We start from the raw sequence: 20,265 nt of genomic DNA on the forward strand, positions 1-20,265 counted from the left end.
AAAGTGCGGCGCCGGCCCCCTCAGTCGGCTTTGCCGACAGCTCCCCCAGAGGGGGAGCATCTATGCCGCCCGATCGCTACGCCCGCTCCAGGGTCACCAGCACCAGATCATTCCGGCGCATCGCGAAGTCGATCGTCGCCACCCCGTCCTTGCCGACGGTGATGGTCTTCTCGACCTCCGGCTTGTCGGTCGTCAGGGCCTGGAGCTTGCCCACCTGATCGGCCGAAAGCTTCTGCGGCAGGCCCAGCTCGACATAGGCCGTGTAGGCGTCGTTGGCGCGGAAGCCGGTGCGCTGGGCCTTCAGGCGGTAGCGACCGGGTTTCAGGCCCGCGACGCTGAGCGCCGCCGCCGGGGCGTCGGTCGTCGGTTGCACCTTGGTGTAGAACGAGCGGTTGCTGGTCGGCTGAACCGGCTGGGTGAAGTCCCAGACCAGGGCCGCGACCTTGCCGCCGTCCGCCGAGGCCAGAACACTATCGTCCGTAGACGGAATTTCCTTGCCGCGCAGGGCCGCCAGGTACTTGTAGGCGAACCACGAGGGCTTGCGAATCCCCTCCGGGTTCATCAGGCCAAACCCGCCCTGGAACGGCGCGGTCGGCGGGCCGGGCTCTTCGAAGAGGTCGCTGTAGGTCCAGTAGCTCATGCCCTGGACCACGCCCTTGACGCCCTTCAGCTTGGCCAGGATGTAGGCGGCGCTGTGATAGCTGTCGTGCACCGGATCGCGCGGCGTGTAGCTGGTGCTCCATTCGGTGAAGTAGAGCGGCAGGCCCGGATAGGCCGAGGCCTCGATCTCGCGGCGCACCTTGCGCACGTCGCCGATGATGGCGTCGGGGGAGGGCGACAGCTTGGTGTCGTCCTTGCCGTTCTCGTCGAGGAAGCCGCCGTCGACGCCGTAGGTGTGTGTGGTGACGAAGTCGACCGCCGCGTCGTTGGCCTTGCAGTAGGCCAGGAATTCCGGAACCCAGGCCGCGCCGGCCGTCGACGGGCCGCCGACCCGCAAGGTCGGGTCGATCGCCTTGATGGTCTTGGCGGTCAGGGCGTAGAGGTCGAAATAGACCTTCTGATCCGCCTTTTCCCAGAAGCCGTCGAGATTGGGCTCGTTCCAGACCTCGAAGAACCAGGTGCGCACCTCGGCTTCGCCGTAGCGGCCGCGCAGGTGCTTGACGAAGGCGTCGATCAGGTGCGCCCAGGGCTCGAACTGCGGGTGCGAGGTGTTGCCCTTCCACCAGAAGATCGTCAGGTCCGAGGTCTTCATGGCCTCGGGCGTGAAGCCAAGCTCGATGAAGGGCTTGAGGCCCATGGCCAGCAGGCGGTCGTAGAGCTGGTCGATCTTCGTCCAGTCGTAGGTGATCGCCCCGTCTGGACCTTTCTTCACGGTGCCCAGCACGTCGTGGAAGATGGCGTGGAAGCGGATGTAGCGGAACTTCAGCTCGTCGGACGCCGTCTTCAGCTGGGCCAGGCTGTCGTCGCGCAGCAGGGTGCCGGGATAGTCCGAGCCGATGGAGAGGTCGAAGAAGCGGTCGACCGGGCTCGTCGCCTTGGCGACGTCCAGCGCGATGACGCGCTTGTCGGCGGCGAAGGCGGGCAGGACCGGCAGCGCTGTCAGGCTGGCGGCGGCGGCCATCAGGCGGCGGCGCGAGAACATGGCTTCGTTTCCTCTTCCTGCTTGCTCCCCCTCAAGTCGTCATCCCGGAAAGCCCGAAGGGCTTATCCGGGACCCAGGGGCCGGCGCACTGCGGCTCCCCCTGGGTCCCGGCTCTCCGCTTCGCTGCGGCCGGGATGACGAGCTTTGGGGGTGTCTATTGGCTCAGTGATTATGCCTGGGCAGCTTGGCCGCCAGGTCCTGGTACTTCACAGCGAATTCCAGCACCCCGCCGGTGTCGAGCTGGCCGGTGTGGGCGCGGTAGATCTCCTGCCAGGGGGTCATGGTCTCCGGCACGGCGGGGATGCCCTCCTTGCGGCGCTCGGCGATCACGGCCTCGTCCACCAGGGCGTCGCAGCGGCCGGTGTTGATGTCGATGCGGATCACGTCGCCCGTCCGCAGCCACGACAGCCCGCCGCCGATCGCGCTTTCGGGCGAGGCGTTGAGGATCGAGGGGCTGTCGGCCGTGCCCGACTGGCGGCCGTCGCCCAGGGTCGGCAGGCTCATGATCCCCTTCTTCAGCAGGTGATCGGGCGGCTGCATGTTGACCACCTCGGCCGAGCCAGGCCAGCCGATCGGACCCGCGCCCCGGATCACCAGGATGCAGCTCTCGTCGATGTTCAGGGCCGGGTCGTTGATGCGGGCGTGGTAGTCGTCCGAGCCGTCGAAGACGATGGCCCGGGCCTCGAACACGCCTTCCTGGCCCGGCTTGGACAGGTAGCGCTCGCGGAAGTCGGCGCCGATGACGCTGGCCTTCATGATCGCGAAGTCGAACAGATTGCCGCGCAAAACAAGGAAACCCGCCTTTTCAGCCAACGGTTCGGCATAGGGGAAGATCACCTCGCGGTCGCCGGTTTCGCGGCCCTGCAGGTTCTCGGCCATGGTCTTGCCGGTGACGGTCAGGACGTCGCCGTGCAGGCGGCCCTGCTGCAGCAGCTCCCACAGCACCGCCGGCGCGCCGCCGGCCCGGTGGAAGCGCTCGCCCAGATACTTGCCAGCCGGCTGCATGTTGACGATCAGCGGGATGTCATAGGCCGCCCGCCAGTCGTCGGCGGTGACTTCGAGCCCCGCATGCCGCGCCATGGCGGCGATGTGCGGCTGGGCGTTGGTCGAGCCGCCGGCCGCCGCCACTAGGGCGATGGCGTTCTCGAAGGCCTTCTTGGTCAGGATGTCCTTGGGCTTGATGTCCTCATAGGCCAGGTCGACGATGCGCTGGCCGGTCTTGTAGGCCATCTGGCCGCGCTCGCGGTACGGGGCGGGGATCGCCGCGCAGCCGGTCAGCGACAGGCCCAGGGCTTCTGCGACCGCGTTCATGGTCGAGGCCGTGCCCATGGTGTTGCAGTGGCCGGCCGAGGGGGCGGATGACGCCGCGCGCTCGATGAACTCGGCCTCGTCGATCTCGCCGGCCGCCAGCTTGCGGCGCGAGCGCCAGATCACCGTGCCCGACCCGACCAGTTCGCCCTCGTGCCAGCCGTCCAGCATCGGTCCGCCGGACAGCACGATGGCCGGAATGTTGACCGTGGTGGCGGCCATGATGCCGGCCGGGGTGGTCTTGTCGCAGCCGGTGGTCAGGACCACGGCGTCGATCGGATAGCCGTGCAGGGTCTCGACGAGGCCCAGGTACGACAGGTTCCGGTCCAGGGCCGCCGTCGGGCGACGGCAGTTCTCGAAGATCGGGTGGACCGGGAATTCCATCGGAATGCCGCCGGCGTCGCGAATGCCGTCGCGCACGCGGGTGACCAGGTCCAGATGGATGCGGTTGCACGGCGAGATGTCGCTGCCGGTCTGGGCGATGCCGATGATCGGCTTGCCGCTGCGCAGCTCTTCCGGGGTGATCCCGTAGTTCATGAACCGCTCCAGATAGAGCGCGGTCATGTCGATATGGTCGGGATTGTCGAACCAGTCGCGCGAGCGGAACCGGCGGGGCGTGCGATTAGCGGAGGTCAAGGCGCACCTCGTATTGCGGCTGGCCGGCGACGTCGACGGGCAGGGCGAACAAGCCGCCGCACAGCGGGGCCGCGGCCAGCTGTTCGTCGCTGAGGCCCTTGCGGGCCGTGGTGAAATAGAGGGTCTTCAGGTCGGGGCCGCCAAAGCACGGCTTGGTGACGTTGATGGCGTCGAGCAGGACCCGGCGTTCGATCTCGCCGGTCCGCGTAATGCGCAGGGCGCCCTGACCGCCCCACAGGGCCGTCCAGACGTAGCCCTCGGCGTCGACCACCGAGCCGTCGGGCCAGGCGTTCTCGATCTCGAGGCGGAAGAACTCGCGCTTGTTGGAGAGCGCGCCTTCGGGCGTGACGTCGAAGGCCCAGATCACCTTTGCGAGGGTGTCGGTGTGATAGAAGGTCTTGCCGTCGGGCGAGACCGCCGGGCCGTTGGTGATGCAGATGCCGGCGTCGTGCTGGGTCAGCGAACCGTCGGCTTCGAGCCGGTAGAGCGCGCCGCTGTCGGCCTCTTCGCCGTCGTGCATGGTGCCGAACCACAGGCGGCCTTCCGCGTCGACCGTGGAGTCGTTGGGGCGGTTGTCGAGGCCGGCGTCCTCGATCTCGGAAATGAAGGTGAAGCCCAGCTCGGGCGTGAAATGGTGCAGGCCGCTCTTCAGGCCCGCCACGAAGCCGCCGCCGACGCGCGGGGCGACGAAGGTCACCTGGTCGGGGGCGTCCCAGCTGGCGGTCTCGCCGGTGGCGGGGGTGTAGCGGTGGACCCGGTGGCCCTTGATGTCGACGAACCAGACGGCGTCGCCATGCCAGATCGGCCCTTCGCCGAGCGTGGCCTTCAGGTCCCAGACGCAGGTGGGGGCAGTCATAGCGCTTCGTCTCCTCCTACGGCGCTAGACCCCCTCAGTCGCTCCGCGACAGCTCCCCCAGAGGGGGAGCATCTAGCGCTTCAAATCCTCCCCCTCTGGGGGAGGTGGCCCGGAGGGCCGGAGGGGGTCGTCGCCGACCTATCTTATCGCCAGCCGGCGTCGATCCAGTACTCGTGGCCCGTGCACAGGCTGCCGTCGTCCGAGGCCAGGAACAGCACCAGCGAGGCGACGTTGGCCGGCAGGATCCGGCCCTTGACGGCCTGGGCCTTGACGATCTCGGCCTCGCCTTCCGGGGTGTACCACTTCTCCTGGCGCTTGGTCTTGACGTTGCCCGGCACCACGCAGGTGACGCGGATGTCGTCGGGGCCAAGCTCACGGGCGAGCGCGCGGGTCATGCCCTCGATGCCGGCCTTGGCGGTTTCGTAGAGGACCAGGTCCTCCAGGCCCAGGTGCCAGCTGATCGAGCCGAAATTGATGATCGCGCCGCCGCCGCGCGCCTTCATGCCCGGGGCCGCGGCCTGGGCGCAGAACAGCATGTGACGCAGGTTCACGTTCATGCGGTTGTCCCAGTAGGCCGGGGTCACGTCGGCCAGGCTGTGACGGTCGTCGTTGCCGGCGTTGTTGACCAGCACGTCGATGGGACCGATTTCGGCGAAGAAGGCCTTCACGGCCTCCAGGTCGGTCAGGTCTACGGCCTTGAAGGCCGGCTTGATCGGGGCGTCGGCCAGGTCAGCGACCAGGGCCTCGGAATCCTCGACGGCGATGTCGACGAAGATCACTTCGGCGCCTTGGCGGGCGAAGGCGATGGTGATGCCCGCGCCGATGCCGGAGCCGCCGCCGGTGATGACGACGCGCTTGCCCTGGAGGCTGGGATAGATGGCGGAGGACATGCGCTTAAGCCTGGAAAGAGGAAACGAGGGTCACAGCAGGCCGCGGCCGGCCAGATTGCGGATCAGGGCCGAGATGCCGAAGGTCCAGGGCTTGGCCTGGTCGCAGGTGGTCACCTCGTTCTCGAGCACGCCGAGCTTGGGGGTCGAGACGCGGACGCGGTCGCCGACTTTATGGGTGAAGCCCTGGCCGGCGGTGTCGCGGTCCTGGATCGGGGCGAACATGGTGCCCAGGAACAAGGCGAAGCCGTCCGGATACTGGTGCTGCCGGCTGTAGGCCTGGCTCGCCAGCACGGCCGGGTCGCGGCTGATCAGGCTCATGTTCGACTTGCCGTCGAGCACAAAGTTGTCGCGGCCGGTGATCTTCAGCTCGACCTCGGCGCTGCGCACGTCGTCCAGCGAGAACGAGGCGTCGAACAGGCGGAAGAACGGGCCGATCGAGCAGGAGGCGTTGTTGTCCTTGGCCTTGCTGAGCAGCAGGGCCGAGCGGCCTTCGAAGTCGCGCAGGTTGACGTCGTTGCCCAGCGACGCGCCGCGGATCTCGCCCTGACCGTCGCACAGCAGCACGACTTCCGGCTCGGGGTTGTTCCAGTGGCTGTCGGAACGGACGCCGACCTGGTCGCCCCAGCCCATCGACGACAGCGTCGGGCCCTTGGTGAAGATCTCGGCGTCGGGGCCGATGGCGACCTCAAGGTATTGCGACCACAGGCCGTCCTTGATCAGGGTCTGCTTCAGGCGCTCGGCGCCTTCGGACCCCGGGTTCACGCTGCGCAGGTCGCCGCCCATGCTCTCGGACAGCTGTTCGCGGATCTTCAGGGCGGCGGCGGCGTCGCCGCGGGCGCGCTCCTCGATCACCCGCTCCAGGGTCGAGACGGCGAAGGTGACGCCGGCGGCCTTCAGGCATTGCAGATCGACGGGGGCCAGCAGCTTGGCGGCGGCGTTGCCTTCACGGTCGTCCCAGACCGGGCGCAGGTCGAGCTTTTCCAGCGGACCCTTGTCCTCGCCGCGCGGGATCGCGTCGCCGGGGGCGTAGGCGTTCATCAGGTCGGCGACGGTGGGGGCGATCTTGCTGATGTCCTCGACGTGGCCGCCGCGGATCAGGACGGGGGTCGGGCCCTGGCCGAAATCGATGCGGCCCAGAAGGGTCGCTTCCCGCCAGTCCTCGGGAAGGTATTGCGTCACGCCCACCGCGTTTTCTCCCTGTCGCGCGAGCGGATCTTTGCGAACGCCCGCTACGCTTCGTAACTCCCCGACTTGTTAGCGCTAACATGTGGAGGGGCGCAAGGGAGTTGTCTGACAACTCAAAACTCACGTCTGCCGGACGCTGGTCGCGCCGCACTGAGTCCACCTCTCCCATGGGGAGAGGGAGGGGCCCGCGCCGCAGGCGTGGGAGGGTGAGGGGGTAAGACGTTGGAGGTTTTGGCGAGGGGAAGGGCGGCCGGCCGCGTAACCCCTCACCCTCCCAGGCTATCGCCTGGGCCCCTCCCTCTCCCTCTGGGAGAGGTGTTTCTAGGTCGGCGCAGGCCCCGCCGAGTCCCGCACGATCAGCGTGTGCGGATGCATCAGCTGCCGGGGCTCGCCCGTGCCGTCGCGGTGGCGGCGGATCTCTTCCAGCACCAGGTCGACGGCGGCGCGGGCCATGGCGGCGATGGGCTGGTGGACGGTGGTCAGGGCCGGCCAGATGTTGGCGGCGATCGAGGTGTCGTCGAAGCCGACGATCGAGACGTCGCCCGGCACGTCCAGGCCCAGGCGGTGAGCCAGGCCGGCGGTGGCGGCGGCCATGTCGTCGTTGGCGGCGAAGATGGCGGTCGGCCGGTCCTTGACGTTCAGCAGCCGCTCGGCCGCCTCCAGGCCCGAGCGATAGGTGAAGTAGCCCTGCTCGATGCGGACGTCCTCCTGCGGGATGCCGGCGGCCTTGAGGGCGGTCATGAAGCCGTCCATCCGCTGCTGGCTGACCGTCTGGTTGGGGTGGCCCTTGATGAAGCCGAAGCGCTTGTGGCCCAGGCTCAGCAGGTGCTGGGTCAGCTCGAAGGCGGCGGCTTCGTTGTCGATGCGGATGGTGGCCATGTCGCTGCTGGCCATGCCGGGGGCGACGGCCACGGCGGCCGCGCCGGCGGCCTTCACCTCGGCCAGCACGGTCTGGGATTCGCACAGGGGCGGGGGCAGGATCAGGCCATCGACGCCGGTCTTCAGCAGACGGGCCAGGGTTGCGCCGGCCAGTTCGGGCTCGGCGCATTTCTCGATGACGATCTGCGAGCCGGTGCGGCTGCTCTCGTCCAGCGCCCCGACCAGGAACTCCGACAGATAGCCGGTCGAGGGGTTGTCGTAGAGCAGGCCGATGCGGAACGGCGCGCTGCCGGCCAGGCTGCGGGCGGCCGGGTTGGGAGCGTAGTTGAGTTCGGCGATGGCCGCCTCGACCAGGGCCCGGGTCTCTTCCTTGACGGTGGATTCGCGGTTGATGACCCGCGAGACGGTCATGGGCGACACCCCGGCCCGCGCGGCGACGTCGCGGATCGTGGCGCTCTGGCTGCTGCGGCGCCGCGTGCGCTCGGTGCGTTCGTTCATGACTGAGAAGTCCGTCCCTTTTGGGCGAGTCTAGACCGTTTCTCGCGCCATGGGGAAGCGCGGCCTTGGTAGCGGTCTCCGGGCGGGCGTAAGGAGGGCGTCATGACTGCGTTTGGCGCCATCATTCTCTGCGGCGGCGGCTCTGTCCGGATGGGGCGGGACAAGGCCTTGCTGGACTGGGACGGCGTGCGCGCCATCGACCGCGTCGCGGCCCTGGCCCGGGCGGCGGGGGCGAGCGTGGTGCTGACCGCCGGACGCGACTACGGGCTGGACTGGGTTCCCGATCCGGAGGAGGGGGCCGGTCCCGTTGGCGGGGTGCTGGCCGGCGCCGAGGCGCTGCGGGCGCGGGGCTGTTCGCGGGCTCTGGTGCTCGCGGTCGATGCCCCGACCCTGACCGTGGAAGACCTGGCGCCTCTGCTGGCGACGGAAGCGGGCGCGACCTTCGACGTCTCACCGGTGCCGATGGTGCTGCCGCTCGGGGCCGTGCCGGCAGGGGCGCTGCCGGGCTGGCCGCTGCGGCGGCTGGTGGAGCGGGCGGGGCTCGTGGTTTTGGAATGTCCGGAGGGCGCGCGGGCGCGAATCCTTGGGGCCAATACGCCGGAGGAGCGGGCGCGGCTGAAGCCGTAGCCCTTCAGTAGACGTCCCGCCGGTACCGTCCCTGGTCGGCCAGGTCCTCCAGCGCGCCCGCGCCCAGGATCTCGGCCAGGGCGGCATGCACCTCGCGCGACATGCCTTCCAGCGAGCCGCAGACATAGATCGCCGCGCCCCGCGCCACCCAGGCCCGGACCTCGTCGGCCATCGTCCGCAGGCGGTGCTGCACATAGACCTTCTCGGCCTGGTCGCGGGAGAAGGCGAGATCCAGCCGCGCCAGCACGCCCGAGGCGACCCAGGCCTCGATCTCTTCCCGGTGGAAGAAGTCGTGTGCGGCCGAGCGCTCGCCGAACACCAGCCAATTGCGCTTGCGGCCCAGCGCCGCGCGGGCCTTCAGGTGGCTGCGCAGACCAGCCAGGCCCGTGCCGGCGCCGATCAGGATCATCGGCCGGTCGTCGGCCGGGGCGTGGAAGCTGCGGTTGGAGCGCACGCGGCCGGCGATCTCGGCGCCGACGCTCGCATGCTCGACCAGCCAGCCCGAGCCCAGGCCCGGCTTGCCGTCGGCGCGACGCATCAGGCGCACGACCAGCTCGACCCCGCCATCAGCCGGCAGCGAGGCGATCGAATATTCGCGGTGGGGCAGGGCGGGCAGGGCGTCGACCAGGGCCTGGGGCGCGGCGCCGGCCAGCGCCTTGATGGCCGCCTCCTCGTGCGGCAGCCGCCGCCAGGACAGGACCTCGCCCAGCGCCTGGGCCTCGTCGGCCTTCACCGGTGCGTCAGCGGAAAGCGACAGGCGCGATAGCAGGTCGGCCACGTCGGCCGGTGCGTTGCGGGGGCCGATCTCGACGATGTCGCCGGCCTGCCAGGCGACGTCGCCGTCCAGCGGTTCCAGGCGCACATGGAAGGCGCCTTCGCCGGCCGAGCCGGGATTGAGCAGGCGGCGATCGGCCAGTTTCCAGCGGCCATAGGCCGGGCGGCTCCAGTCGGGAGCATCGGTCGAGCCGGTCAGCACCGAAAGCTGCGACTGCCAGTGGCGCAGGGCGGCGGCCTCGCCGTCGTCGACCTCGACCGTGTCGAACAGGCGCGCGCCGCCGTTGCGGGCCAGCCAGGCGTCCAGGCTGTGACCGAAGGCGCAGTAGTGGGCGTAGCTGCTGTCGCCCAGGGCCAGCACGGCGTAGGTCAGGCCCGACAGGTCCGGCTCGGTGGCCATGACGTCGCGAATGAAGCGGCGGGCGTTGTCGGGGGCGTCGCCTTCGCCGGTGGTGCTGACGATGAAGAGGGCGCGGCCGGTCAGGTCGGCCGGCTCGACGGCGGCCAGTTCGCGCAGGCGCACCGGCACGCTTGCGGCTTGCAGGGCTTTCGCGGTGGCCAGGGCCAGTTCCTCGGCGAAACCGGTCTGGCTGGCGAAGGCCACGAGCACCGGCTCGCCGGCGCCGGCGGCCAGGGCCTTTTCCTCGCGGCGGGCCTTGGCCTTGCGCAGCGCGACCTTCAGGGCGATCCCGGCGCACAGCAGCAGGTAGAGGCCGACGACGATCGCGGCCAGGACCAGGCGGCGCGAGCCCGGTGGCAGGCTGGAAAGCAGATCGGTCATTCGTCGAGCATCGCCTGCAGGGCCGGCGACAGGCGCTCGGACAGGCCATTGGGGCCGCGCGTGACGATCAGGGCCGGCAGGTCGCGCGCGGTGGCGAAGGCCATGGCGGCGTCCGGACCCATCACGGTCAGGGCGGTGGCCAGGGCGTCGGCGGTCATGCACTCGGGATGCAGCACGGTGACGCTGACCACCCCGGCGTCGCACGGCGCGCCCGACGCGGGGTCCAGGGTGTGGGCGTAGCGCTTGCCGGCATGGTCGAAGAACCGGCGGTAGTCGCCCGAGGTCGCCACCGACAGGCCGTGCAGGGCCAGCACCGTGCGCGGGGCGGCCTCGTCGTTGGCGCTGGCGACCGGCGGGCGCTCCAGCTCGACCCACCAGGGCTGGCCGTCGGGCTTGGCGCCCGTGCCGCGCAGCTCTCCGCCGACCTCGACCAAGTAGGAGCGCACGCCCGAGCGTTCGAGCGCGCGGGCGGCCTCGTCGACGCCGAAGCCCTTGGCGATGCCGTTGAGGTCGATGTGAAGCCCGCCCGGCTGAAACAGCGCGTCGCCATCCAGCGTCACGCGGCGCCAGCCCATAGGGGCGCGGGCGGCGTCGAGGGCGTCGGCGCTGGGCGGCTCGCCCGAGAAGGGGCGGGGGCCGAAGCCCCAGAGGTCGGTGACCGCGCCCAGGGTCGGGTCGAAGGCGCCGTCGCTGTCGGCGGCGACCTCGATCGCGCGGCGCAGCACGGTCGCGAAGCCGGGAGGCAGGGCGGTCCAGGTTCCGGCGGCCGAGCGGTTGAAGCGCGAGAGCGCCGACATCGGGTCCCAGGCGCTCATCTGCGCGACCACCTGGTCGAGGGCGCGCTGGACCATGGCGGTCATGGCCGCGAGATCGGTGGTGGCCGGCAGCACGGCCTTGACCGACCAGGTCGTGCCCATGGTCGCCCCGTCGAACCCGCGCACGACCCCGCCCACCGGCCGGGCCGGCGGTTCGGAGATCAGGGGGACGAGGACGCGGGTCATGGGGGAGGCGGTGTCCAAGCTCCTCCCTCGCGAAGCGGGGGAGGTGGCGCGCTGCGGATACGCAGCGTGACGGAGGGGGCGAGTTCAGGCGCGGTGCGCGCCGCCGCCCCCTCCACCACTTCGTGGTCCCCCTCCCCCGCGAGCGGGGGAGGAGCAGGTCAGGCGCTACGGACGCTGGGCTTCGAACGTCGCGGTGTAGCTGGCGCTGAAGCCGTTGCCGGCCAGCGGGCCGGTCTGGCCGCCGCCGGGGCCGCCCGGACCACCCGGGCCGCCTTGGGGCGCACCACCGGGAGGACCGCCTTGCGGGCCGCCCTGACCACCGGGACCACCGGGGCCGCCTTGGCCGCCCGGAGCGCCGCCGCCCGGGCCGCCCATGCCGCCGCCGCGACCGGTCTCGCCGGTGCGGACGCTGGCGTTCAGCCAGTACATGCCGGCTTCCGGCAGGGTGAACTTCACCGCGCCGTCGGGGCCGGTCTTGACCTTGATCTCGCCCGAGTTGGCGCGATAGCGCGAGTTACCCGGCACGATCGTCACTTCCAGGTCGGCGGCGGGCTTGCCGTCGATCACGAACTTGAAGGTCGCGGCTTCACCGGCCACCACGTCGTTGGGGTGGGTGACGGACACCAGCTCCAGGCCCTTGCCGGTCGGCTTCACAGCCGTCGGCGCGCCGCGGGTGACGAAGGTCTCGTTGCGGCTGAAACTCTTGATGGTCTTCAGGTCGGCGGCGCCGGCCGGAACCTGGGCGGCGAACTCTTCGGGCGTGCCGCGGAAGCGCTTGACCTGGCCGTTCTCGGTCCAGCTGGCCACGATGTTGGCCGAGGCGGTGCCGATCCGGTAGGTGCCGGGCTTGGCCAGTTCGACGTCGAACACCGAGCGGTACTGGCCGGTCGAGCCGTTCTTCAGCGGTTCGGTCGTGCCGTCCGGCGTGGTGATGACCACGGCGTCCAGGCGCATCGGGCGGTGGTCGGGGTAGAACAGCTCGTTCGAGACGGCCGCGTCGACCGTCACCCAGGCGCCGTCGCCCGACAGGACGGTGGCGGAGGGCACGATCCAGCCGCGGTGGGCGTTGGCGGCGAGAGGCAGGGCGGCCAGGGCCGCCGTGACGGCGGTGAGGGCCAGGAGGCGCTTGCGGATGTTCATGGCGTTATCCCCTCTTACTTGACGGTGACCGAGACGGCGCCGAGTTCGGCGGTCCCCTTGGCGGTGGCGGTCTTGCCGGGCTTGCCCCAGGTGAACGGGACGCGGACGGCCTCGTGGCCGCCGACTTCGCGGGCGGCCTCGACCACCAGCGTGTATTCGCCCGGCTTCAGCTTGGAGAGCTCGCTCTTGGCGCCGCTGAAGACCAGCTTCTGCGGGCCGGGGGCGCGGGTGGCGCTGGTGATGCCGTCGGCCGGGAAGCTCATGGCGCGGCCGGCCTTGCGCCACCACTGGCGCATGTCCTTCAGCCACTTCTGGCCTTTGTCCTCGCGGGAGTCGGCGTCGTACCAGACGGCCAGGGTCGCGGCGGCGCCGGCGTCGGGGCCTTCGACCCAGATGGCGACGTAGGGCTTGTGGTACTCGGCCACGGTCAGGCGCGGAATCTCGACGGTGACGTTGAGGTCGGCGGCCATCGCCGGAGCGCCGACGGCGGCGCCGGCGAAGGTCAGCAGGGAGACGGTGCGCTTCACGGAAGGCGGCCTTTCTCTAGAGGTGGACGAACAGGATCACGAGGAGAAGCGGTATGGCCAGCCCGGCGGCGGTCAGCGGCCAGGTCATCGGCCGCCCGCGGGCGTGGAATTGCAGCAGGATCAGGCCGGTGACCGTGAAGATCACGCAGGCGCCGGCGAAGATGTCGATGAACCAGCCCCAGGCCTTGCCGGCGTTGCGGCCCTTGTGCAGGTCGTTGAGCAGGCTGACCGCGCCGCGGGTGGTCTTTTCGTGCTCGACGGCGCCAGTCTCGCGGTCGATGGCGATCCAGGCGTCGCCGCCGGGACGGGCCAGGGCCAGATAGACCTCGGCGTCGGACCATTCGCCCACGCGGCGGGCGATGTCGGCGTCGACGGCTTTGTCGAGCCAGGTCTCGACCTTGATCGGCAGCGGGCGCTTGCCCTCCACCGGCCCCTTGGCCAGCTCGGCCAGCAGGTCGGCGGGCAGGGTGGCCTTGCGGGTGACCACCTTGGGCTCGGCCTCGATCTGGCCGGCGTGGTTGAGGGTGAAGCCGGTGATCGCGAACAGCAGCATGCCCACCAGGCTGAGCGCCGCGCTGATCCAGTGCCACTGGTGCAACTGCTTCAGCCAGAAGGAGCGGCGGTTCTGTTCGGCGGCGGCTTTCACGGGATTCCAGGGCGGACGAGCTTTGGTGTCGCCGTCCATACTTGAGAGCGACTTGCAATTACAAGACCCGATATCGCTCCAGCGCCGCTTGGAAACAAAGCGCCCGTGATCGGTTCTGCGTACGGTCGGAAAGCAGGCGGTGCGGAACTCTGCATGCGGGGCCGTCGATCCTGCTGCGGAAAGGCGCATCCCGCTCGACGAAACAGGCGCCTTGCGCCGTCGCCCGGGCCGGGATCAGTTTGGGGCTATATTATAACAGCGTGCGGCCAACTTGGCCTCGACAAGCGGGGCTCAACAAAAGAAACATCCAGGCTTCCTGCCGCGAGGGGACTTCGCGGGCTGCATTGGGGTCGTTTCGTGAAAGCGCTTTTCTTCTCGGTTTCGCTTCTGTCGCTCGTGGGCGGCGCCGCGCTCGCCCAGGACTACCTGCCCCAGCCGGCCCCGCCGACCCCGCCGATCGTCGCCCCGCAGGACGTGGCCTATCCGGGGGTGCTGAAGCTCTACGTCGACGCCACCGATCTTGAGCGCAAGATCTTCGACATCAGGCTGACCCTGCCGGTCGCAAAGCCCGGCCCGCTGACCCTCTATTATCCGGAGTGGGTGCCGGGCGGCCACTCGCCGCGCAACGACATCGACAAGCTGGCGGGCCTGGTGATCACCGCCAATGGCCAGGTGATCCCCTGGAAGCGTGACGTGGTCGAGGTCAACGCCTTCCACATCGACGTGCCGGCCGGCGTCACCGAGCTGAACATCGCCTACAAGTTCCTGTCGCCGGTCGAGACCAAGGTCGGCCGCATGGTCATGACCCCGGACATGCTGAACCTGCAGTGGCTGCAGATGACCATGTACCCGGCCGGCCACTTCACCCGCCGCATCGCCGTCGAGCCGACCGTCAAGCTGCCGGAAGGCTTCCAGTTCGCCTCGGCCCTCGAGGTCGCCAAGACCGAGGGCCAGGTCACCGCCTTCAAGCCGACCACGGTCGAGACCCTGGTCGACTCGCCGATGTTCGCCGGCCGCTACTTCAAGTCGGTCGACCTGGATCCGGGCGCCAAGGTCCCGGTGCGCCTGAACATGATCGCCGACAAGCCCGAGCTCCTGGAGTTCAAGCCCGAGCAGATCCAGATCCACAAGAACCTGGTCCAGCAGGCCTACAAGCTCTACGGCTCGCACCACTACGACCACTACGACTTCCTGGTGGCGCTGTCCGACCAGCTGGGCGGCATCGGCCTGGAGCACCACCAGTCGAGCGAGAACCGCGTCGCGCCCAAGTACTTCACCGACTGGGACAAGGCCTATGTCGGCCGCGACCTGCTGGCCCACGAATACACCCACTCGTGGAACGGCAAGTTCCGCCGCGGGGCCGACCTGTGGACCCCGACCCTCAACACCCCGATGCGCGACAGCCTGATGTGGGTCTATGAGGGCCAGACCCAGTACTGGGGCTACGTGCTGTCGTCGCGCTCGGGCCTGCTCAACAAGGAGCAGACGCTGGACGCCATCGCCATGACGGCCGCCGCCTATGACAGCCGTCGCGGCCGTGACTGGCGGCCGGTGCAGGACACCACCAACGACCCGATCATCGCCAACCGCAAGCCGCTATCCTGGCTCTCCTACCAGCGCAGCGAGGACTACTATTCGGAAGGCCAGCTGGTCTGGCTCGACGCCGACACGCTGATCCGCGAGAAGACCGGCGGCAAGAAGTCGCTCGACGACTTCGCCAAGGCCTTCTTCGGCGTGGCCGACGGCTCGTACGTCTCGCACACCTACACCTTCGACGACGTGGTGGCGGCGCTGAACGGCGTGGTGGCCTACGACTGGTCGACCTTCCTGAAGGACCGCATCGAGGGCGTGAACCCCAAGGCCCCGCTCGATGGCCTGACGCGCGGCGGCTACAAGCTGGTCTATACCGATGCGCCGACCGACTATTTCAAGGTCTCCGAGACGCGCGGCAAGGTCACCAACCTGGCCTATTCGATCGGCCTGACCGTGGGTTCGGACGGCGTGCTCAGCGACGTGCAGTGGGATGGTCCGGCCTTCAAGGCCGGCCTGACCCAGGGCCTGACCCTGGTGGCCGTCAACGGCGAGGCCTATGACGCCGACAAGCTGAAGGCCGCCGTCAAGGCCACGGCCAAGGGCGAGCCGGTCGAGCTGCTGGTCAAGGAAGGCTCGCGCTACCGCACCGTGAAGCTCGACTACACCGGCGGCCTGCGCTACCCGCGCCTGGAGCGCGTGGCCGGCACCCCGGCGCGCCTGGACGACATCCTGGCCGCCCGCAAGTAAGCCCATAGAGCCGTCCGGCGCCCGGGGCCGCGAGGCGCCGGACGGCTTTGCTTCCAAGACGCGTGGCCGCGCCTGTCCTGGAAGTGCCCATGTCCGATTCCACCAAGTTCGATCGCCGTCAGATGCTGGCCGGCGCGACCGCCGCCGCCGTCTCCACGGCTCTGCCGGCCATGGCCGCCCCGAAGGACGAGCGCGGCAAGCTCTACGCCCTGTTCGACGCCTTCTTCGACGAGGACCTGAGCGAGAGCCCCGAGCAGGCGACCAATCTGGGCCTCGACACCGGAGCCCACGCCGGCGCGCGCACGAAGCTGGGCGATCGCTCGATCGCCGCCTGGATCAAGGAGCGCAAGGAACCGGCCGCCCGGCTCAAGCGCCTCAAGGCGATCGACCGCAAGGCGCTCTCCGGCGACGACGCCGTCAACTACGACACCGCCGCCTACTATTACGGCGCGCGCGACAAGGCCTCGGGCTTCGACTACGGGGCGGTGTCGCGGCCGTTCGTGGTGACCCAGTTCTACGGCGGCTATTCGTCGGTGCCGAGCTTCCTCGACAGCAAGCACGCGGTGGCCTCGGCGGCCGACGCCGACAGCTACCTGCAGCGCATGGCCGGCTTCGCCGCCGTTCTCGACCAGGAGAGCGAGCGGGTGCGCGCGGATGCGGCCAAGGGCGTGATCCCGTCGGACTTCATCCTCGACAAGGCCATCGGCCAGTTGAAGCAATTTCGCGCCCTGCCGCTGGAAAAGAACGTGCTGGTCGCCTCGCTGGCCCGCCGCGCCAAGGCCTATGGCGACTACGACGCCAAGGCCGCCGCCCTGCTGGCGAGCCAGATCCACCCGGCCCTGGACCGCCAGATCGAGACCCTGACCGCCGTCCGCGCCAAGGCGGTGCACGACGCCGGCATGAGCCGCTTCAAGGACGGCGAAGCCTTCTATGCGGCCCTCCTGCGCATCTATACGACGACCGAAAAGACCCCCGACGAGGTCCACCGCCTGGGCCTGGAGGAGGGCGCGCAGATCCAGGCGCGAATGGACGAGATCCTGAAGAAGCGCGGCTTCACGCAAGGCAGCGTCGGCCAGCGCATGGCGGCGCTGAAGGACCTGCCGGGCGAGGCCTATCCCAACACCGACGAAGGCCGCGCCCAGATCCTGGCCTACTGCAATCGCCTGATTGCAGAGATGCAGCCCAAGCTGCCGCAATGGTTCGGGATCACCCCGAAGATCCCGGTCGAGGTGCGCCGCATCCCGCCCTACACCGAGGCCGGCTCGTCGGGCGGCTATTACGAGCGCCCGCCGCTGGACGGCTCGCGGCCCGGGGCCTTCTACATCAACCTGCGCGACACGGCCGAGCGCCCTCGCTACGCCCTGCCGACCCTGACCTATCACGAGGCCGCGCCGGGCCATCACTTCCAGCTCGCTTTGACCGCCGAGGGCAGCCTGCCGAAGCTGCGACAGAACATGTTCTTCTCGGCCAACACCGAGGGCTGGGCGCTCTACGCCGAGCAGGTGGCCATGGAGATGGGCCTCTACGAGAACGACGACCTGGGCCTCTTGGGCATGTACCAGGCGCGCCTCTTCCGGGCCTCGCGCTGCGTGGTCGACACCGGCATCCACGCCAAGGGCTGGAGTCGCGAGAAGGCCATTGCCTACATGGTCGAGACCGGCGGCGACGACGAAGGCCGCATCACCCGCGAAGTCGAGCGCTACTGCGCCAACCCCGCCCAGGCCTGCTCCTACAAGGTCGGCCACACCGTCTGGGCGGCCCTGCGCGAGCGGACCAAGGCCCGCCTCGGCGCCAGGTTCGACATCCGCCGCTACCACGATACGGCGCTGCTCGTGGGGCCGACGCCGCTGACCGTGCTGGAGGGGGTGGTGGACGCCTGGTCGGGGTGACGGAAAGACGCCTCTCCCATGGGGAGAGGAGGGGACCCGCCGCTTGCGGCGGGGAGGTGAGGGGGGGGACGCCGTCGGCCGTCTAAACCCCTCACCCTCCCACGCCTGACGGCGCGGGCCCCTCCCTCTCCCTCAAGGAGAGGGGCAAACGAAAGTGACCGGTAACATTTGGGCTTGAGTGGTCTGACAAGCTCTCCCATAGTGTCAGGCAAGACGGCGCGAAGCCGCCGTGACGAAATGCTGGGGAAACGCAAGGATGACCACCACCCTTACCCGCCGCACGCTGGGCGTCAGCCTGGCGGCTCTCGGCGCCGCCATGGCCCCGGTGGTCCGCGCCGCGCCTAAGGCTGTAGGCGACAAGCCGCTCTACAAGGACCCCGCCCAGCCGGTCGAGGCGCGGGTCAAGGACCTGCTGGGGCGCATGACCCTGGAGGAGAAGGCCGCCCAGCTGATTGGCATCTGGCTGACCAAGGCCGCGATCCAGACGCCGGAAGGCGACTTCTCGCCCGAGACCGCGTCGAAGAACTTCCCCAACGGCCTGGGCCAGATCTCGCGTCCGACCGACCGCAAGGGTCTGAAGCCCACGAAGGAGGTCAACGCCGCCGCCGGGGCCGACGACGGCTCGGTCGGCCGCAACGCGCCACAGACCGCCCGCTACACCAACGCCGCCCAGAAGTGGGCGGTGGAGAAGACCCGCCTGGGCATCCCGATGCTGATGCACGACGAGGCCCTGCACGGCTATGTCGCTCGCGATGCGACCAGCTTCCCGCAGGCCATCGCCCTGGCCTCGACCTTCGATCCCGAGCTGGTGGAGAAGGTGTTCTCGACCGCCGCCAAGGAGATGCGCGCCCGCGGCTCCAACATCGCGCTCGCGCCCGTCGTGGATGTGGCTCGCGACCCGCGCTGGGGCCGCATCGAGGAGACCTATGGCGAGGATCCGCACGTCTGCGCCGAGATGGGCCTGGCCGCCATCCGCGGCTTCCAGGGCAAGACCCTGCCGCTGGCCCCCGACAAGGTGTTCGTCACCCTCAAGCACATGACCGGTCACGGCCAGCCCGAGAACGGCACCAATGTCGGCCCGGCCCAGATCGCCGAGCGGACCTTGCGCGAGAACTTCTTCCCGCCGTTCGAACGGGCGGTGAAGGAGCTTCCCGTCCGCTCGGTCATGCCCAGCTACAACGAGATCGACGGCGTGCCCTCGCACGCCAACCGCTGGCTGCTGACCGACGTGCTGCGCGGCGAGTGGGGCTATCAGGGCTCGGTGCAGAGCGACTATTTCGCCATCAAGGAACTGATCAGCCGCCACAAGCTGACCGACCAGGTCGCCGACACGGCGGTGATGGCCATGCACGCCGGCGTCGACGTCGAGCTGCCGGACGGCGAGGCCTATGTCCTGCTGCCGCAGCTGGTGCGGGCCGGCCGTATCCCCGAAGCCGAGGTCGACGCGGCCGTGGCGCGGGTGCTGCGGATCAAGTTCGAGGGCGGCTTCTTCGAAAATCCGTATGCGGACGAAAAGACGGCTGACGCCAAGACCGCGACGCCGCAGGCCGTCGCCCTGGCCCGCGAAGCCGCCCGCAAGGCGGTGGTGCTGCTGAAGAACGACAAGGGCCTGCTGCCGCTCGACGGCAAGAAGATCAAGCGCCTGGCCCTGCTGGGCACGCACGCCAAGGACACCCCGATCGGCGGCTATTCCGACGAACCGCGCCACGTGGTCTCGGTGCTGGAGGGCCTGACGGCCGAGGCCAAGGCCCAGGGCTTCGCCCTCGACTACGCCGAGGCCGTGCGGATCACCGAAAAGCGCGTCTGGGCCGCCGACGAGGTCAAGCTGGTCGATCCGGCCGTGAACGCCAGGCTGATCGCCGAAGCCGTCGAAGTGGCCAAGAAGGCCGACGTCGTCGTCCTCGTGCTGGGCGACAACGAGCAGACCAGCCGCGAGGCCTGGGCCGACCATCACCTGGGCGACCGCGACAGCCTGGATCTCGTCGGCCAGCAGAACGATCTGGCCCAGGCGATCTTCGCCCTGGGCAAGCCGACCGTGGTGTTCCTGCTCAACGGCCGGCCGCTGTCGGTGAACCTCCTGGCGCAGAAGGCCGACGCCCTGGTCGAGGGCTGGTACCTGGGCCAGGAGACCGGCAACGCCGCCGCCGACGTGCTGTTCGGCCGGGCCAATCCGGGCGGCAAGCTGCCGGTCAGCATCGCCCGCGACGTCGGCCAGTTGCCGATCTACTACAACCGCAAGCCCACGGCCCGGCGCGGCTACCTGTTCGACCGCGAGACCAGCCCGCTCTATCCGTTCGGTTTCGGGCTGTCCTACACGAGCTTCGACATCGCTGCCCCGCGCCTCTCCAAGGCCAGCATCGGCCAGGGCGAGAGCACGACGGTGTCGGTGGACGTGACCAACACCGGCAAGGTCGCCGGCGACGAGGTGGTGCAGCTCTACGTCCACGACGAGGCCGCCTCGGTGACCCGTCCGGTGCTGGAACTGAAGCACTTCAGGCGCGTGACCCTGGCGCCGGGCGAGAAGAAGACGGTGACCTTCGAGGTGGGGCCGTCGGATCTGTGGATGTGGAACCTGGCGATGAAGCGGGTGGTCGAGCCGGGGGATTTCTCGATCCTCGTGGGGCCGAACTCGGTGGACCTGAAGGCGACGAAGCTGACGGTGGTTTAGGCAATAGATGCTCCCCCTCTGGGGGAGCTGTCGCGGAG

The 20,265-nt window shown here is 69.5% G+C and carries 15 protein-coding genes; 4 read left to right on the forward strand and 11 right to left on the reverse strand.

Annotated features, from left to right (window positions below):
- Window positions 1-76: 76 nt before the first annotated feature.
- The 6 genes from AC07NG_RS25465 to xylR form a co-directional block, all read right to left on the reverse strand.
- Window positions 77-1,642: a GH39 family glycosyl hydrolase gene (locus AC07NG_RS25465; protein ID WP_494597163.1), complete on the reverse strand. Its 1,566-nt coding sequence runs from the start codon at window positions 1,640-1,642 to the stop codon at window positions 77-79.
- Between the two features lie 162 nt (window positions 1,643-1,804).
- Window positions 1,805-3,586 (reverse strand): xylonate dehydratase XylD, encoded by a 1,782-nt coding sequence (gene xylD / locus AC07NG_RS25470; protein WP_494597165.1) that lies wholly within the window; start codon window positions 3,584-3,586, stop codon window positions 1,805-1,807.
- Complete coding sequence (locus tag AC07NG_RS25475; RefSeq protein WP_494597167.1) at window positions 3,573-4,442, reverse strand: SMP-30/gluconolactonase/LRE family protein; 870 nt, start codon at window positions 4,440-4,442, stop codon at window positions 3,573-3,575. Before AC07NG_RS25475 ends, xylD begins: the two co-directional genes overlap by 14 nt.
- Window positions 4,443-4,585: 143 nt before the next feature.
- Window positions 4,586-5,332 carry a D-xylose 1-dehydrogenase gene (gene xylB / locus AC07NG_RS25480; RefSeq protein ID WP_494597169.1) on the reverse strand — a complete coding sequence of 249 codons (747 nt, stop codon included), beginning with the start codon at window positions 5,330-5,332 and terminating at the stop codon, window positions 4,586-4,588.
- 30 nt (window positions 5,333-5,362) lie between these two features.
- Window positions 5,363-6,517: a fumarylacetoacetate hydrolase family protein gene (locus tag AC07NG_RS25485; RefSeq protein WP_494597171.1), complete on the reverse strand. Its 1,155-nt coding sequence runs from the start codon at window positions 6,515-6,517 to the stop codon at window positions 5,363-5,365.
- A 321-nt stretch (window positions 6,518-6,838) separates the two neighbouring features.
- On the reverse strand, window positions 6,839-7,894 hold the full coding sequence (xylR, locus tag AC07NG_RS25490; RefSeq protein WP_487292590.1) for a transcriptional regulatory XylR: 1,056 nt from the start codon (window positions 7,892-7,894) through the stop codon (window positions 6,839-6,841).
- A gap of 102 nt (window positions 7,895-7,996) precedes the next feature.
- On the opposite strand from xylR, the gene mobA reads away from it, so the two are divergent.
- Complete coding sequence (gene mobA / locus AC07NG_RS25495) at window positions 7,997-8,521, forward strand: molybdenum cofactor guanylyltransferase (RefSeq protein ID WP_494597174.1); 525 nt, start codon at window positions 7,997-7,999, stop codon at window positions 8,519-8,521.
- A gap of 4 nt (window positions 8,522-8,525) precedes the next feature.
- Here mobA and AC07NG_RS25500 read toward each other — a convergent pair whose 3' ends face one another.
- From AC07NG_RS25500 to AC07NG_RS25520, 5 genes are all read right to left on the reverse strand, one after another.
- Entirely contained in the window at window positions 8,526-10,076 is a 1,551-nt protein-coding gene (locus tag AC07NG_RS25500; protein ID WP_494597176.1) for a flavodoxin domain-containing protein, read from the reverse strand.
- A complete protein-coding gene (locus AC07NG_RS25505) occupies window positions 10,073-11,077 on the reverse strand; it encodes an FAD:protein FMN transferase (RefSeq protein WP_494597178.1) in 1,005 nt (334 codons plus the stop codon). The genes AC07NG_RS25500 and AC07NG_RS25505 overlap by 4 nt, the downstream gene beginning before the upstream one ends.
- Window positions 11,078-11,242: 165 nt before the next feature.
- On the reverse strand, window positions 11,243-12,217 hold the full coding sequence (locus tag AC07NG_RS25510) for a DUF4198 domain-containing protein (protein ID WP_494597180.1): 975 nt from the start codon (window positions 12,215-12,217) through the stop codon (window positions 11,243-11,245).
- Between the two features lie 14 nt (window positions 12,218-12,231).
- Window positions 12,232-12,744 carry a DUF2271 domain-containing protein gene (locus AC07NG_RS25515; RefSeq protein WP_487291874.1) on the reverse strand — a complete coding sequence of 171 codons (513 nt, stop codon included), beginning with the start codon at window positions 12,742-12,744 and terminating at the stop codon, window positions 12,232-12,234.
- Between the two features lie 16 nt (window positions 12,745-12,760).
- A complete protein-coding gene (locus AC07NG_RS25520) occupies window positions 12,761-13,390 on the reverse strand; it encodes a PepSY-associated TM helix domain-containing protein (RefSeq protein WP_110119314.1) in 630 nt (209 codons plus the stop codon).
- A 357-nt stretch (window positions 13,391-13,747) separates the two neighbouring features.
- On the opposite strand from AC07NG_RS25520, the gene AC07NG_RS25525 reads away from it, so the two are divergent.
- The 3 genes from AC07NG_RS25525 to AC07NG_RS25535 all read left to right on the forward strand — a co-directional run bounded on the left by AC07NG_RS25525 (window position 13,748) and on the right by AC07NG_RS25535 (window position 20,227).
- A complete protein-coding gene (locus AC07NG_RS25525) occupies window positions 13,748-15,670 on the forward strand; it encodes a M61 family metallopeptidase (RefSeq protein WP_494597183.1) in 1,923 nt (640 codons plus the stop codon).
- 89 nt (window positions 15,671-15,759) lie between these two features.
- On the forward strand, window positions 15,760-17,559 hold the full coding sequence (locus AC07NG_RS25530) for a DUF885 domain-containing protein (protein ID WP_494597185.1): 1,800 nt from the start codon (window positions 15,760-15,762) through the stop codon (window positions 17,557-17,559).
- Between the two features lie 256 nt (window positions 17,560-17,815).
- Window positions 17,816-20,227, forward strand: a complete 2,412-nt coding sequence (locus AC07NG_RS25535) for a glycoside hydrolase family 3 N-terminal domain-containing protein (RefSeq protein WP_494597187.1) — start codon at window positions 17,816-17,818, stop codon at window positions 20,225-20,227.
- The last annotated feature ends 38 nt before the right edge of the window (window positions 20,228-20,265 follow it).

The sequence above is a fragment of the Caulobacter sp. GW821-FHT10C03 genome, from assembly GCF_059415485.1.

Bases quoted from the DNA above. Each gene is read 5' to 3' on its own strand.
- AC07NG_RS25465 (WP_494597163.1), bottom strand. From the start codon at position 1,642: ATGTTCTCGCGCCGCCGCCTGATGGCCGCCGCCGCCAGCCTGACAGCG.
- AC07NG_RS25475 (WP_494597167.1), bottom strand. From the start codon at position 4,442: ATGACTGCCCCCACCTGCGTCTGGGACCTGAAGGCCACGCTCGGCGAA.
- xylB (WP_494597169.1), bottom strand. From the start codon at position 5,332: ATGTCCTCCGCCATCTATCCCAGCCTCCAGGGCAAGCGCGTCGTCATC.
- xylR (WP_487292590.1), bottom strand. From the start codon at position 7,894: ATGAACGAACGCACCGAGCGCACGCGGCGCCGCAGCAGCCAGAGCGCC.
- mobA (WP_494597174.1), top strand. From the start codon at position 7,997: ATGACTGCGTTTGGCGCCATCATTCTCTGCGGCGGCGGCTCTGTCCGG.
- AC07NG_RS25500 (WP_494597176.1), bottom strand. From the start codon at position 10,076: ATGACCGATCTGCTTTCCAGCCTGCCACCGGGCTCGCGCCGCCTGGTC.
- AC07NG_RS25505 (WP_494597178.1), bottom strand. From the start codon at position 11,077: ATGACCCGCGTCCTCGTCCCCCTGATCTCCGAACCGCCGGCCCGGCCG.
- AC07NG_RS25510 (WP_494597180.1), bottom strand. From the start codon at position 12,217: ATGAACATCCGCAAGCGCCTCCTGGCCCTCACCGCCGTCACGGCGGCC.
- AC07NG_RS25530 (WP_494597185.1), top strand. From the start codon at position 15,760: ATGTCCGATTCCACCAAGTTCGATCGCCGTCAGATGCTGGCCGGCGCG.
- AC07NG_RS25535 (WP_494597187.1), top strand. From the start codon at position 17,816: ATGACCACCACCCTTACCCGCCGCACGCTGGGCGTCAGCCTGGCGGCT.